Annotated in this window: 13 protein-coding genes; 7 read left to right on the top strand and 6 right to left on the bottom strand. The window is 55.5% G+C overall.

From position 1 onward, the window contains the following. Window positions 1-12: 12 nt before the first annotated feature. Genes Q0824_RS08615 through Q0824_RS08600 form a run of 4 tightly spaced genes read left to right on the top strand, consistent with a single transcriptional unit; the run spans window position 13 to window position 4,231 of the window. Window positions 13-1,794 (top strand): CotH kinase family protein, encoded by a 1,782-nt coding sequence (locus Q0824_RS08615; RefSeq protein WP_298449342.1) that lies wholly within the window; start codon window positions 13-15, stop codon window positions 1,792-1,794. 2 nt (window positions 1,795-1,796) lie between these two features. After that, window positions 1,797-2,549 (top strand): polyphosphate polymerase domain-containing protein, encoded by a 753-nt coding sequence (locus Q0824_RS08610; RefSeq protein WP_298449340.1) that lies wholly within the window; start codon window positions 1,797-1,799, stop codon window positions 2,547-2,549. Beyond that, entirely contained in the window at window positions 2,533-3,117 is a 585-nt protein-coding gene (locus tag Q0824_RS08605) for a DUF4956 domain-containing protein (protein WP_298449339.1), read from the top strand. Before Q0824_RS08610 ends, Q0824_RS08605 begins: the two co-directional genes overlap by 17 nt. Then, window positions 3,107-4,231, top strand: a complete 1,125-nt coding sequence (locus Q0824_RS08600; RefSeq protein WP_298449337.1) for a porin — start codon at window positions 3,107-3,109, stop codon at window positions 4,229-4,231. The genes Q0824_RS08605 and Q0824_RS08600 overlap by 11 nt, the downstream gene beginning before the upstream one ends. On the opposite strand, the gene Q0824_RS08595 is transcribed toward Q0824_RS08600, so the two are convergent. From Q0824_RS08595 to Q0824_RS08585, 3 genes are read right to left on the bottom strand one after another with little or no spacing between them, the layout of a single operon-like run. After that, complete coding sequence (locus Q0824_RS08595; RefSeq protein ID WP_298449335.1) at window positions 4,228-5,586, bottom strand: HAMP domain-containing sensor histidine kinase; 1,359 nt, start codon at window positions 5,584-5,586, stop codon at window positions 4,228-4,230. The genes Q0824_RS08600 and Q0824_RS08595 overlap by 4 nt on opposite strands. Next, a complete protein-coding gene (locus Q0824_RS08590) occupies window positions 5,583-6,230 on the bottom strand; it encodes a response regulator transcription factor (protein WP_298449334.1) in 648 nt (215 codons plus the stop codon). The genes Q0824_RS08595 and Q0824_RS08590 overlap by 4 nt, the downstream gene beginning before the upstream one ends. Continuing rightward, window positions 6,230-7,720: a response regulator gene (locus tag Q0824_RS08585; RefSeq protein ID WP_298449333.1), complete on the bottom strand. Its 1,491-nt coding sequence runs from the start codon at window positions 7,718-7,720 to the stop codon at window positions 6,230-6,232. Before Q0824_RS08585 ends, Q0824_RS08590 begins: the two co-directional genes overlap by 1 nt. A 253-nt stretch (window positions 7,721-7,973) precedes the next feature. On the opposite strand from Q0824_RS08585, the gene Q0824_RS08580 reads away from it, so the two are divergent. The 3 genes from Q0824_RS08580 (at window position 7,974) to msrB (ending at window position 10,522) form a co-directional block, all read left to right on the top strand. Next, the gene (locus Q0824_RS08580; RefSeq protein ID WP_298449332.1) at window positions 7,974-9,353 is read left to right on the top strand and encodes a class II fumarate hydratase; all 1,380 of its coding nucleotides are present in this window, start codon (window positions 7,974-7,976) and stop codon (window positions 9,351-9,353) included. Between the two features lie 81 nt (window positions 9,354-9,434). Continuing rightward, a complete protein-coding gene (msrA, locus tag Q0824_RS08575) occupies window positions 9,435-10,085 on the top strand; it encodes a peptide-methionine (S)-S-oxide reductase MsrA (protein ID WP_298449330.1) in 651 nt (216 codons plus the stop codon). An 11-nt stretch (window positions 10,086-10,096) separates the two neighbouring features. After that, window positions 10,097-10,522 (top strand): peptide-methionine (R)-S-oxide reductase MsrB, encoded by a 426-nt coding sequence (gene msrB, locus Q0824_RS08570; RefSeq protein WP_298449328.1) that lies wholly within the window; start codon window positions 10,097-10,099, stop codon window positions 10,520-10,522. 35 nt (window positions 10,523-10,557) lie between these two features. On the opposite strand, the gene Q0824_RS08565 is transcribed toward msrB, so the two are convergent. From Q0824_RS08565 to Q0824_RS08555, 3 genes are all read right to left on the bottom strand, one after another. Further along, window positions 10,558-10,878, bottom strand: coding sequence for a cytochrome c (locus Q0824_RS08565; RefSeq protein WP_298449326.1), 321 nt, complete (start codon window positions 10,876-10,878; stop codon window positions 10,558-10,560). Between the two features lie 66 nt (window positions 10,879-10,944). After that, window positions 10,945-12,171, bottom strand: coding sequence for a sulfite oxidase (locus tag Q0824_RS08560; protein WP_298449324.1), 1,227 nt, complete (start codon window positions 12,169-12,171; stop codon window positions 10,945-10,947). A 105-nt stretch (window positions 12,172-12,276) separates the two neighbouring features. Further along, on the bottom strand, window positions 12,277-13,260 hold the full coding sequence (locus tag Q0824_RS08555; protein ID WP_298449322.1) for a calcium/sodium antiporter: 984 nt from the start codon (window positions 13,258-13,260) through the stop codon (window positions 12,277-12,279). Window positions 13,261-13,604 lie beyond the last annotated feature (344 nt).

The following is a 13,604-nucleotide window of genomic DNA, read 5'->3' as shown; positions in this document are numbered from 1 at the left end:
ATGGAGAAGCAGATGAAAACAAGAACGCGTATGCGCGGCATTGGCTGTAAACCAACCCGGCACCTGGTGGTGGCCATGTTGGTGTTGTTTTTTGCCGGGTGTGGGGGTGACACAGAGGTGTCCAGCCCATCTGATTTCGAAGCACCGAGAGAGCCAGTAAACCTGGGTGGCGATGGGGATCTATACGCCCCGAACCGTTTGCTGGAAGTGAATATATCCATGGCCGCCAGCGAGTTTGACCGGCTTCGTGCGGAAGGCCGAACGCTGGCCAGCACGGCGCGAGAGTGCCTGTCAGATTACGACTACACCGAGTTTTCAGCCAGCGTCACCATCGATGGTGTTGCCATGAAAGATGTGGTGGTTCGCAAGAAGGGCTATATAGGCTCACTCAGCCCAAGCATTCCCTCCCTCAAACTGGATTTCAACGACCTTTGGGATGGCAGAACCTATCAGAACAGCTCCCGGATGACCCTGAATAACAACCGTCAGGACCCGTCCAATGCCCGGCAATGCATGGCTTATGAGCAGTTTCACCAAGCAGGCATTGCCGCCCCCCGGTGTAATTACGCCCGGGTTCGGGTAAATGGCGAGGACCTTGGTGTTTTTACCAACGTAGAGCCCATCAAAAAGCCATTTCTTGCCCGCGCCTTCGGCAATGATGAAGGTAATCAATATGAAGCACAGACGTCGGATTTTGGCACCTGGTTGAGCCAGAGATTCGAGAAGAAGACCAACGAAAAGGAAAACGACCGCAGTGATTTGCAATCGGTGACCGATGCACTGGCGCTGCCGGACGACCAACTGATGAATGTGTTGCCGCAGCTGGTGGATGTGGATGAGTTTATCCGTTTCTGGGCAGTGGAAACTCTCATCGGTGCCTGGGATTCCGCTACCGGTAACGCCAATAATTTTCACATCTACCGATCCCCGGTTGATGGTCGCTTCCATTTCATCCCCTGGGGTGCAGATACCGCCTTTCGTGGAGAACACCCTCTGAAACCGGGCACCGGAGTGCTGTACAGAAATTTTTCTCTGGCAGACCGCCTGTTTAATCTTCCGCAATACCGGGCTAAATACGAAGCTGAATTGCAAGATTTGCTGGCCACCCAGTGGAACGAGAGTCAATTGCTGCAGGAACTGGAGCAGGTTCGGGCGCTGACGGGTACCTCTGAGGCCAGTGTGGCCAGCCTCAAAGCGTTTATAGCGGGCGAGGGTGAGCCCTCCGATGACAGTTATCGCATGCCACGCAGGGCTGCACTGGAGCAGGCGCTGGCGGAAGACCCAGCTTCTGGCACGGTATACCGGCTTGCGGATACCCGGCCCGATTGCAGTGCACCGGTTACTACGCCTTTAACCGGCAGTGTGTCTGCGGTGAACGGCACGGATCGCGGGGCGTTCAAGTTTAATCTGCCTGGAGGCCAAGCAGTCAGTGCCAGCTTGACCTTCGCAGCTTTTGAGGTAGATAGCCTGGCCTACTCAGTCGATACCGAGAGCGCCCCGGAGGTCATTAGCTTGTTGATGATTGGTGTGGACGCGAGCAATGCCTTCAAGCCTTATGTTCTGCAGTTGTTTATCGAAGCATCAGACTATGTGCCTGGCACTCATGCATTTCACGGCTTTGCCACCAATGCTTTGTTGTTCGAAGTGGATGAAAGCCTGCCAGGCGATGTGCGCACCCTGGCCCTGGGGGCAACGGGTAACGTAACGCTGACAAAAGTTGGCACTGGTGCCAACGCAGGCGATGTTGAGTTGACACTGGATGCCACACTTGAGTTTGGGCCTGATGTGCAATGAATATGGCTGTTCTCAGTCCCCTGGCAGGTTTTTGTGGCCACAGACTGGCCGACCAGATGCGGGTTGCCTTGATGGACCGGGTCGATGCCAAGTTTGTGGTGCAGCCTGGGGTTTTGGAGAAGTGCCTGCAGGGCCTGCGAGGTGCCTACACGATACTGGATATGGATGGGTGCCGGCGCTTTGGTTATGACACCCTGTATTTTGACAGCCCGGACCGGCGCCTGTTTCTGGATCACCATAACGGCAAGCTCAATCGGCTCAAGGTTCGGCTAAGGCACTATCGCCATAGCAAGATCATGTTTCTGGAAGTGAAAAAGAAAACCAATCGCCAGCGCACGTTAAAAACACGGGTGCCGGTCAAGTTTGAATCCTTTGCGGATGGCTCAGCCGCGAGGTTTCTGAAAGAGCAATCAGGCCTGCCGGCAGCATGGATGCAGCCGGTTCTTTTTGTCTCTTACCAGCGCATCACACTGATTGACCCTCAGGGCACCGAGCGGATCACTGTGGACACTCAGCTTGCTTTTCACTCCCCTGATCGCCGCCGCTCTGTTGATCTTCCGGGCGTAGCTATCGTGGAAGTAAAGCATGATCGCCACTCAGGATACTCCCCCATGCTGCAAAGCCTGGCCAGGCAGGGCTGCCGCCCGGTGGCATTCAGCAAATACTGCGTGGGCACCAGCCTGCTCTATGGGTCTCAATTGAAAATCAATCGTTTTAAGCCGTTGCTAAGGAGTCTTTATGGAATCTGCAGTTGATCTCCATTTTGTGATCCGGCTGATCATCAACACCCTTTCTGTGTTTGTTCTGATTCGGTGCTACTACGCCTTTTCTCGTCACAGGGAGAACGCGGCCTCTTTCATTCTGTTTGGGGTGGGTGTTTTTCTTGTCACCTCATTACTGCACTCGGTTACGGTGACCATGGGCTTTGCGTTCGGTCTGTTTGCAGTGTTTTCAATGCTGCGCTATCGAACGGAAGCACTGGGTATCAAGGAAATGACCTATCTCTTTCTGGTGATTGCCATGGCGCTGCTGGCAGCCGTAGGCAGTATGCAGCACTACGAACTGGCGGGGCTGAACCTGCTGATTATTCTTTTAGCGCTGCTTCTCGAAACCCGGGTGTTACTGCCCAGGCACGGCGAGAAGGAGGTTGAGTACGAAAAAATTGAGAATGTGCACGCCAGACAGCAGGCAGTGTTGATTGCAGATTTGCGCGAGCGCACCGGGCTGGATGTGTTTCGGGTGGATGTGGTGTCCATCAGTTACCTGCGGGATACCGCTATGCTCCGAATGCACTTTCGGCTGGAGGGCCCCCATGCTCGATGATTTCCGCTGGGCCTGGCTGATTGCGGGGCTGATGCTGGTGTTTTTGCTTCAGCCGCTGATGTTGCAGGCTGAACCGCTGGAGCTGGATCCTGGTGGGTATGTCGCTGCTGGCATTGACCATTTCGGGCCGTTTTACAGTGAAGACGGCGAGCCAGATACCACCAGCGGCGTCCTGCGAAATGCCAAGTTGGAACTTGAACTGGAATGGGGGGATAGCTGGGCAGCAGAAATAGACGGAAGCTATAAGGCTCGGGGTGATCGCTCGGAAACCGAGCTGGGTGATGCCTATGTGCAATACCAGGGCGCAAATGGGTTTGAGGCAACGCTGGGCCGCTTCAAAGAGCCGTTCGGGCTTGAGCGTCTGACTAGTTATACCAACATCAGCACCAGTGAGCGTTCGATGGTGACATCGGCCTTTGCGCCAGGCCGTGCGCAAGGCCTGGCGATTGGGCAATTGAATAAAGCGTCCACCTGGGTTTTCGGCGTGTTTACAAAAGAACCGGAGGGGGAGCAGACTCGGGCCGTGACGGCCCGCTACACCGTTGCCCCCGTTCGGGACAGTCGTCGCACACTGCATTTCGGCATTGCCGCATCCTGGCGCGATCTGAATGGCGCTCGGTTTCAGATCAAGGATAGAGGCGAGGTGTTCAGTGCTGACAATATTCTGCGCAGTCCGCGCTTTGATGCCCGGCACACTGCCGTGGGAGGGTTAGAAGCAGCCTGGTCGTCAGGGCGACTAACGGTGGTGAGCGAGGCTATGGCGCAGCAGGTTGAGCGTGCGAACGGAGAGCACTGGCGGTTTAGCGGTGCTTACCTGCAAGCAGGCTTTTTCCTCACCAATGACCACCGCCGATACAAACACGGTGAGTTCAAGGGCCCCGATTCGCCGGGGCCGGCGGGAGCCGTTGAATTGGTGGCTCGCTATAGCGCGGTCGACTTGCAGGACCGGGATTTAGGCGCACGGGCGGCGATTGCACTGGTCGGGGCAAATTATTACCTGGGTAACCAGTTTCAGCTTCGGCTGAACTGGCTGGTACCAAAGGTAGAGGGCACTATCCTCGCACCAGACCCGACGGGCAATGCGCTAACGCTGAGAGTGCTTTTCCAGTATTAGTGTGGTGACGGAGGCAGAGTAAGGATGACTTCTGTCCACTCACCGGGCTCGCTGCGAATCTCCATCTGGCCGTTATGGTGGCGCATGATGGTCTGGCAGATGCTCAGCCCGAGGCCCAGATTGTCCGGTGTCCTGTTGGTGGAGTAGAAGGGGTCAGTCAGTCGTTCAATGTCTTCGGGTGCTATGCCGTGGCCATTATCCCGTATGCCTATATTCAGGTTCTCACCCTTTGGCGTAGCTGCTATGTCGATGCGCCGCGACGCCGGCCCCTTTTCCAGTGCGGATGCCGAATTCAGCAACAGGTTCACAAAAACCTGGGTCAGTGCCGACGGATAACAGGCTATGGGCATATTTGCCGGAATGCCAAGGTGCACCTCCGTGCCCCTGAGTTGGTGTTTGCATAGGCGCAGCGCCGTTTCAAAGAGAGCACCCAAATCGGCTGTTTCTATACTGTGATCCGGCTCTGGCCGCGAGAAATCGATCAGGTCAGACACTATGTCGGCGATGCGTTTCTGGTGCAGCGCTGCGTCGTCCAGCGCTTCTGACAAGTCGCTGTCCCGGTTTATGGCGCTTGCGTAGTCCACGGCCTGGCTGGCGCAGTTCAATGGGTTCATGATTTCATGCAGAAGGCCTTTTGCCATATGGCTCAGGGCTTGATGCTTTTGTTCCTGTGCAAGCCGGTCTTCGGTTATCTCCAGTGCATGCAGGGTCCGTGATAGTGTGCGATTGCGATCCTTGAGCAGGAATTGCAAGGCTAAAAGATTGCGCAAGAACACGCGAAAAAAGTGAGCCGATACCGGCGCAATGAGTAGGCACATCAACACCAGCCAGTTGCTGAGTATGGTCGTTAGCGCGCTGCCAAAGTCACTGGCCGGCACAGCCAGTGCGGTAGCCACCGTCAACAGGCCCAGGTTAGCCACCAGTATGATGATGGTATGGACCATGGACAGGGTGATGATCCCGACGGAGCTTATGAACAGAAGCAGGCCTACGATAGGAGGCAGCGAAGCACCGGTGACGATGTAACCTAGATAGCTGAACAATGCCATGTGGAAAAACACCAGATAGACAATCAGAGGCGAGGTTCGCCTTAGCCGCGTAAAACGGTGAGCGGCTATCAGCCCTGCAAGCACGGCAGTGTAAAACAGGTGGGTACCGTTAATGCCCGGCGCCGTAGGCGATAGGGCAAGCCCAGACAGGAATATGAGAGTTCCGATGAAGGTGATGCCCAGAGACACATCGGCAAAAAGTGGCAGCACCCGGAACCTGGACTGGTTGCGATAGAAGCGCTCGTAACGACGCTGTTGGTGTGCTGGTAACTGTCGAACCTGATCCGTGCCGGAGAGCAATGTCATGCTGCGGCTCCATTGTGGTGGCGTTTCATGAACAGGATCAGTTCTGGCAGGCGCTCGAACCCGAGCTTGACGAAAATTCTGTCCTTGTAGGAGTGCACTGTTTTGCAGGACACACCTAACTGTTCGGCGATATTCTTGATGGGAATGCGGCTGGCTATCAACCGGGCGACCTCTCGCTCACGACCCGACAGCGCATTGTAGGCATTTAACATTCCTTGCGATGGCGCGTCCGGCTTTTGCCAGGCCCCGACGTAAACTTGCCCGTTGCGGATGTAGAACAGCGTTTTAACCAGATCCTGAATGGGCTGGTGTTTCGATACAACCGCCTTGATGCCAGCCTCCAGATAAATCGCCAGCCGGTAGGCGCTGACAGGGGTATCTGAAATCAGCAACACCGCAAGGGCGGGGTGCTCGCTCAGTGCATGTTCAGCAATGGTCAGGCCATCGTTGTCCGGCAAATTCTCTTCAATAATCAAGACGCCTGGTCGGGCAGATTCCAGGCTTTTCAAGGTGTCGATTCCGGTTTCGGATTCACCCACCAGATCAATTTCGTTGTGCAACAGCAGTTGGAATAGCAGGCTGTCCCGAAACAGCCGCTGGCCGATGGTTACGTAGAGTCTTAGCGTGCGGTTACCCTGCGACATCAGGCCACCGTTGCTTTAGCCAGCGGCAAGGAAAGCACAAGTTCGTAGGACTGGGCCGCGCCGCTGATCTGTAGCTCACCGCCCAGCTGGTGCGTGGTTACGAAAAGCAGGAGAAGCGCCACTTGTTGCTCCAGTAATGGTCGGGATAGCCTCGTCAGTGGGGCAAGCAGGTGTGCATAGAGCTTCAGCGGAGCTGTGCTGGTCAGTACCAGTTGATTGTCAGAAGACTGGCTCAGTTGCAGATTGCGCCAGTCTTGCCCGGAAGCGGCTAAAAGCGTTGTGAGCGTTTGGCAGAGCACCGACAGCGTTGACGTTGCGTTGTGGTTTTCATCTTTGGCCAGTCCGGCGCTTTGCAGGGCGGCGAGAACAGACGCTTCGTCAAGCTTCGTGCTGGTAACGGCTTTTGCTTGCAGCCGTGTTAGTTGCTGCTGCACCTGCTCACCAAATTGCTGGACCAGGTCCTTCTCAAGGTTGGTTTCCAGGCTCGCTCTCAGATGTGATGAATTGGCCGCCAGGCAAGGGATGGCATCGAGGGCCTGCAAAAAGAGCGACATGGCCGGTGCGCCAGCGGCGGTATTTACAGGGTCTGAAAGATTTTCCAGAAGCTGTGCGCGGCGCTGTTTGCGTAGCTCTGAAAATTGGTGCTCCAACTGTGACAGTGTGTTTGCCCTGGCCGATGCCAGAGCAAGGTGCCGGGACACAGCCTCCTGAAAGAGGGGCAACAACTCCGTCGCCCGCCAGGGTTTCTTTTGGTAGCGGAAAATCTCCCCCTCGTTAACGGCATCAAGCGCTACGTTTACTTCGCCGTAGGCCGAGGTGAGGATGCGGATTGTTGCCGGGTGTGATTGTTTGAGTTCATCAATAAGTTCCTTGCCCTGCATGCCCGGCATTCGCTGGTCTGTCATTACGACAGCCACTGTTCCGCTTTGTGAGCGGATGGTTTCCAGGGCCTGCTCGGCACTGTCGGCGCACAGCACGCGAAAACCCTTCTGCATGCGCTCCAGCTGCCGGGCAAGGTACTTTGTGGCCGTCGATTCATCATCCACGATCAGGACAATCGGTGCTTCAGCAGCAGGCACTGAAACCACGCCCGGCAAACCGGGTTTGCTGGCCAGCGCCGAGGTCAGAACGTGGGAGCGTATGAGGTCCGGGTCCACCGGCTGTTCAAAACAGCGATCAACCAGCCGCTGTTCCAGCAAAGAAACCAGCATATCCAGCGGAACAGTGTCGCTGATCAGGATTTTCAACAGGTCGGGGTGAGTATCTCGCGCATGCACCAGCAGCGGGGGGCTGGCTTCGATCGGCGACTGGCTTGCCAAAACGAACAATGCGTTTGGTGGCGTTGGGCAGCGTTCCAGAGCCGAGATAGCGGCTTGATCCGTTGGAAATGCATCAATGCGCAGGTCGTTGCCGAGCTCGTCTTCAAAAATTTTGCGCGCATTTTCGCAGTCGTAACGAAGGAAAATGTGTGGTTCTTCCGTAATGGCCATTGTGGGTACAGTCCTGAGATCTCACCTGACAAGAAGATTACCAATCCCAGCCGGCTTTGTTGTAGGAATTTCCTACAAACGTGCCGGGAGTCCTCTGTTCGTCGGGGTTATGTGACTGCGTCGGCGTTTCTATCCTGAGAAAATATGCCGAACTTTAGTTGATACACTGAAGCGGTCGTGCCATACAGATGCATAACCTGATGCATAACCTGATGCATAACCTGATGCGTAAACGGATGGACAGGAGGGAGTGATGAGCGAGTACAGAACAGAAACCGACAGCCTGGGCGATGTGCACGTACCCGCAGACGCACTTTGGGGTGCCCAGACCCAACGTGCCGTTGATAACTTTCCGGTTAGTGGTCTGCCCATGCCGCCGGCCTTTATCTCCGCAGTCGCCCGCGTTAAACAGGCCGCCGCAGAGGCCAATGCCAGCCTGGGGCTGCTCGACAATAGCCCTTGCGATGCGATTACCGACGCCTGCCAGGCGCTCATTCGCGGAGAATTTGCCGACCAGTTCCCGATTGACCGTTATCAGACGGGTTCGGGTACCAGCACCAATATGAACGTGAATGAGGTGATTGCGGCCATTGCCGGCAGAAACGGCGTCGAGGTGCATCCTAATGATCATGTGAACATGAGCCAGAGCTCTAATGATGTGATCCCGACGGCTATTCACGTGAGTTCCGTGATAGGCGTTCGTGAGCGACTTATTCCTGCACTCACGCACATGTGCGGCGTTATCTACGAACGTGAAGCCCAGTTCTGTGAACAGGTGAAAACAGGCCGCACCCACCTTATGGATGCCATGCCGATTACCCTCGGGCAGGAGTTGCGCACGTGGCGCGAGCAGCTACTTGCGGTGGAAAAGCGCCTGGATGGCGCAGCAAATGAACTGCTTGTGGTACCTCAGGGCGGCACTGCCGTAGGTACCGGCGTGAATGCCTTATCGGAGTTTTCCGGCCAGTTTGTGAAGTTTCTCAAAGCCAACACCGGATACTCGTTCCGCTCCATGGAACACAAGTTTGTAGGGATAAGTGCAGTGGATGGTCCGGTTGCGTTGTCAGCCCAATTGCGCGGGCTGGGAATTGTACTCACCAAAATTGCCAATGATTTACGCTGGATGAATAGCGGCCCGATTCATGGGTTGGCGGAAATCAGCCTGCCAGCTTTGCAGCCGGGTAGCAGCATCATGCCAGGCAAGGTAAACCCGGTGGTGCCCGAGTCAGTAGCCATGGTTGGCGCGCAGGTGATCGGGCTCGACAGCGCCAATGCGATTGCAGGGCAGTCCGGCAACTTTCAGCTCAACGTTATGCTGCCACTTATTGGCGCCAACTTGCTGGATATGATCGGCTTGCTCACAAATGCAATGAACATGCTGGCGGACAAAAGCATCCGGGGCTTTACTGTTAACACCGGCACGCTGGACGCCAGCGTTGGCCGCAACCCGGTGCTGGTAACAGCGCTGAATCCCGAGATTGGTTACAGCCTGGCGTCGGAGATTGCCAAAGAAGCCTACAAAACAGGCCGCCCGGTTATTGATGTAGCCGAGGAGAGAAGTGGTCTTGATCGGAAACACCTGGAAGAGCTTTTGGACCCGCTTAAACTGACGCGCGGCGGAGGCGATGATTGATGGTAAAACCATTGATAAACTGATCCGTTTGCGTCCACAATCGGTACACTAAAGACATGTACACTCCTAGCAGAGGTCCTTATGACATCATCTTGCAGCATTCCAGGCCTGACGGTACCCCGTAGCCGTTTCCCTGAGCCGGAGCGGGATCTGCCAGCTGGAGACAGTGAACAACGGGTGGTTCTTGCCGGTGGCTGCTTCTGGTGTGTGGAAGCTGTGGTTCTGGCATTGGAGGGCGTTACGCGGGTTGAGTCCGGCTATGCTGGCGGATCAGCAGATACAGCTAACTACGACGCCGTGTGCTCGGGCACCACTGGGCACGCAGAAGTTGTGAGCGTGCACTACGACCCCGGCCGGATCAGCTTCGGGGAGATACTCAGGGTGTTTTTCTCGGTGGCGCACGATCCAACCCAGCTGAATCGACAGGGTAACGACCGGGGTACACAATATCGCTCTGCAGTATTCTATGAAACACCGGAGCAAAGACGGGTAGTGGAAGCCTATATTCGCCAGCTTGATGAGGCCGGGGTGTACCCTGATCCTGTTGTAACGACCCTGGAGCCTCTGGAGGCCTTTTATCCTGCTGAAACACACCATCAGAACTTTGCGGCGAGGAACCCATACCAGCCATACATCATGGCTGTTGCCGCCCCCAAAATGGAAAAGCTGGTTGATGGTTTCAGTGATCGGCTAAAGCCGGAATATACAGATTCCAACGACAACCTGGCTTGAGGAGATAGGTAATGAGCAGTTCTGCTGCAGGTTATGACCTGACACCTCTTACAGAGGCACAGATTCAAGAGAAAGCTGCGAGCCTGACACCGGAAGAGCGCCAGGTATTGCTGGATCATGGTACAGAGCACCCGTTTTGTGGCACCTTGCTGGATAACAAGCTGGTTGGGGTTTACCACTGCCGGTTGTGCGATCTGCCGTTGTTTAGCTCAAACGCGAAGTTTGATTCCGGCACCGGCTGGCCAAGCTTTTTTCAGCCGTTTGATAAGCAACACATCCGCTACATTGAGGATACGAGCATGGGAATGTCACGCACAGAAGTGCGCTGCCACCGTTGCGACAGCCACCTTGGGCACGTATTTCCGGATGGTCCACCTCCAACCGGGCAACGCTATTGCCTGAACTCCATTGCCATGGTTTTCCAGGAAAACGCCTGAGGACCAAAAGGCAGGGGCAATCCCTGCCTCGGATTCTATTTTCCCCCGCCTGTTACGGTGGATACATAGTGTGCCACCGCGTTTATCTGTTCAGTCGATAATGACTCATTGAAGGCTGGCATAACGCCGACTCCGCTGGTAACCGCATTGATAACCTGCTCCCGCGACGGTTTCAGGTCGTCCAGGTCTGGCCCGATAGCGCCTGCTGAACCCGCGTCTGCCAAGGTGTGGCAAATAATGCAGGACGGCTGTGCCACTTGAGTAAATATCTCCTTTCCTTTTTCAGTCTCGTCGGCATACACCAACGATGCAAAGCCCATAAGTGTCAGGGCCAATAATACTGCAGGTTTTCTCATAGAGTGAATCCCGTAGAAGCGGGGCTACCGTTTATCCCCGGCAGCCCGTATGCGATTAGCTGCGAACTAACTGAGAGTGACGGTAACCCCGTGGTCACTCCAACCATTGTGGCCGTAGCCACGTTCGTTTTCGGTACGGCCTTCAGGCTGGGTGTTGCCATCGACATCACTGGCCTTACTGACAACACGGTGTTCGCCAGCTGGCAGATCGGCCGCCAGTACGAAGGGGCGCCAGGCATAGGGGCCAAGATCCGGGCCCAGGAAGCGTGCCTGCTTCCAGGTTTTGCCACCATCAACGGACACATCCACCTTCTTCAAAGCCACGGTGCCGCCGAACGCTACGCCGTAGATCATGGTGCGCCCGCTGCGCCCATCTTCCAAAGGTGACGTCACCCAGGATTTGACGTTCATCTCCCACATGGAGGGTTGGTCAGTTGCTCCTTTCACGCCAACATCTCTAACGCGGTAACCGGAGACCTGTATCTTGGCGTCGGTTTGGTTTTCACTGAGGGCAACATTCTTTACGTACTTGACGTTATTCACGCCATAGTAGCCTGGCACCACCATGCGTAGCGGGCCGCCGTGGGTGTGAGTCAGTGGCTCGTCGTTCATTTCCCAGGCCAAAATAGCGCTGCTCATGGCTCTGGTGGGCACCGAGCGCTCAACAATGATGGTTTTCGGGTCTAAGCCGTCCGGCAGGGATTCGCCACCGCTGCTGGTAATGTATTTTGCGCCATCCACTGGGCCACCCAAAGCTTCCACAACATCTTTCAAGGGCACACCGGTCCACATCACGCAGCCGGCAGCGCCTACAGACCACTGTGTGCCGCTGGCACCATGAGGGAAAAATGCCCGGCCGTTACCGGAGCACTGAAGCACAGAGGCGACGGTGGTAACGCCCATCTTCTTCAGCTCTCCCACGGTCAGGTTGCGGGGGTTCTTAACACCTTCGATGTGAACCTCCCACGCATCCGGGTCGTCGGTAATTGAGGCCGGAGGCGCGGGGAGGTTGTTACGAACAAAGAGACGGTCGCTGGGAGTGATCACTCCATTGCCAATAGCGCCACGCTCGGTCTCCATAGTGTTGGCGCTGTGCACTATCAGTGCATTACGTTCTTTCCAGGCTGCGTAATCTGGCAGTGATTTCGGTTCGTCTGCCTTGGCGAGGGGGGAGAAACCAAGCAGGCTTACGGCGGCCATGGCGCCGGCGCTCCCGAGTAGAAGCGTTCTGCGGGTTGGGTTTTCAAGACCTGATTTGGTAAGGGGTGGTTGTAGAGCTGCTTCCTGTTTCATGGTCCGTCTCCGATTAGGGATTGTTGTTGGACGGGGGGACTGCTCTTGTGAGGGGCATCACCTATAAGTTATAGGTGATGGTTGATAGATGGGCAAATGTTGCTGTCAGCTTGTGCTGGCAGCAACAACTGTGGAAAGCAGGTAACCCGTATAGGCAACGTAAACCAGCAGAAGAATGGAGCCATCGAAGCGGCTGATCAGCTTGCGCCAGCCAGTCATGCCAAAGCCCATCAGCAACAAGCCAACCGTCAGGGCCAGCATCAGCGTCCAGTCCCGATAAAGCACTTCCGGGGCTACCGAGAGCGGCTGAATTACTGCAGCCAACCCGACAACGGCGAGCGTGTTGAAAATGCCCGAGCCGAGGATGTTGCCCAGGATCAGGTCGTGTTCGTTCTTCCGTACGGCGGCCAGGGCCGAGGCCAATTCCGGCAGAGATGTACCAATGGCGACGATGGTGAGGCCGATCACCAGATCGCTAACACCCAGGCTTTGGGCAATAGTGACTGCGCCCCATACCAGTAGGCGGGAGCTGACAACAAGTAGAATGAGGCCAACAATCAGCCAAATTATGGCGGACTTCATTGGCATCAGATTATCAGTCAGCTGGGCATCGGTTTCTCCCCCTAGCGCGTCCCCTTTGCCTCGCAAGCCCTGAAAGATCGACCAGCCCATTACTACCGCAAATACACCTAGCAACACCCAGCCATCAAGCCGCGAGAGTTCGCCGTCCAGTAATTGCGCACCGGCAATCAGGGTGAGAATCACCAGCAAGGGAAGTTCTTTGCGAATAACCTGGGAGTGCACGGCAATAGGTGCGATGACGGCCGTAAGGCCAACAATTAATGCAATATTGGTGATGTTGGAGCCATAACCATTCCCCAGGGCCAGCCCGGGGTTGCCATCGGCCGCAGCCATGGCGGATACGGCCAGCTCGGGTGCCGAGGTACCAAACCCTATGATTACCATACCAATAAGTAGCGCGGGCATACCCAGATGCTTGGCAACTGCTGCAGCCCCTTCAACAAACTTGTCTGCACTCCAGACCAGTAACACAAGGCCGGCGATAATAGCGCCAATAGCCATAACCATAGATAAGCCCCAGTAAGGTTGCATCTGAAAAAGCAGGCACTTGAGTGCTCCATGGAACAGGAGGCACAAGCACCAGAACGGTGTGCAAGATACCGCATATAGACAGTTGAGGTCAGCCCCTTTCTGATGGAGTAGCGTGATCACAGGCACACAGCGGCATGCTGCGAGCTGCATCAGGATTATTACCTATGATTCAGGGCAAGCCACCGTTCGTATGCAGGGCAAACAACCGTTAAACTAATGTGCAGTTTACGCACAGGTCCGGGTTCCTTAATAATCGCAATTTATATTTTTGCGAAAACCCGGATAATTACGCGCTCATTCAAAACGGACGCACAAGGCAG

It is taken from the genome of uncultured Marinobacter sp., assembly GCF_947488835.1.
Taxonomy (GTDB): Bacteria; Pseudomonadota; Gammaproteobacteria; order Pseudomonadales; family Oleiphilaceae; genus Marinobacter.
Note: the sequence above shows the minus strand (reverse complement) of the source record. Positions and strands in the feature narration are given on the sequence as shown.

Excerpts from the sequence above, each read along its gene's own strand:
- Q0824_RS08610 (WP_298449340.1), top strand. The coding sequence starts at position 1,797 with ATGGCTGTTCTCAGTCCCCTGGCAGGTTTTTGTGGCCACAGACTGGCC.
- Q0824_RS08555 (WP_298449322.1), bottom strand. The coding sequence starts at position 13,260 with ATGGTTATGGCTATTGGCGCTATTATCGCCGGCCTTGTGTTACTGGTC.
- Q0824_RS08585 (WP_298449333.1), bottom strand. The coding sequence starts at position 7,720 with ATGGCCATTACGGAAGAACCACACATTTTCCTTCGTTACGACTGCGAA.
- msrB (WP_298449328.1), top strand. The coding sequence starts at position 10,097 with ATGAGCAGTTCTGCTGCAGGTTATGACCTGACACCTCTTACAGAGGCA.
- Q0824_RS08605 (WP_298449339.1), top strand. The coding sequence starts at position 2,533 with ATGGAATCTGCAGTTGATCTCCATTTTGTGATCCGGCTGATCATCAAC.
- Q0824_RS08615 (WP_298449342.1), top strand. The coding sequence starts at position 13 with ATGAAAACAAGAACGCGTATGCGCGGCATTGGCTGTAAACCAACCCGG.
- Q0824_RS08600 (WP_298449337.1), top strand. The coding sequence starts at position 3,107 with ATGCTCGATGATTTCCGCTGGGCCTGGCTGATTGCGGGGCTGATGCTG.
- Q0824_RS08560 (WP_298449324.1), bottom strand. The coding sequence starts at position 12,171 with ATGAAACAGGAAGCAGCTCTACAACCACCCCTTACCAAATCAGGTCTT.
- msrA (WP_298449330.1), top strand. The coding sequence starts at position 9,435 with ATGACATCATCTTGCAGCATTCCAGGCCTGACGGTACCCCGTAGCCGT.
- Q0824_RS08595 (WP_298449335.1), bottom strand. The coding sequence starts at position 5,586 with ATGACATTGCTCTCCGGCACGGATCAGGTTCGACAGTTACCAGCACAC.
- Q0824_RS08580 (WP_298449332.1), top strand. The coding sequence starts at position 7,974 with ATGAGCGAGTACAGAACAGAAACCGACAGCCTGGGCGATGTGCACGTA.
- Q0824_RS08565 (WP_298449326.1), bottom strand. The coding sequence starts at position 10,878 with ATGAGAAAACCTGCAGTATTATTGGCCCTGACACTTATGGGCTTTGCA.
- Q0824_RS08590 (WP_298449334.1), bottom strand. The coding sequence starts at position 6,230 with ATGTCGCAGGGTAACCGCACGCTAAGACTCTACGTAACCATCGGCCAG.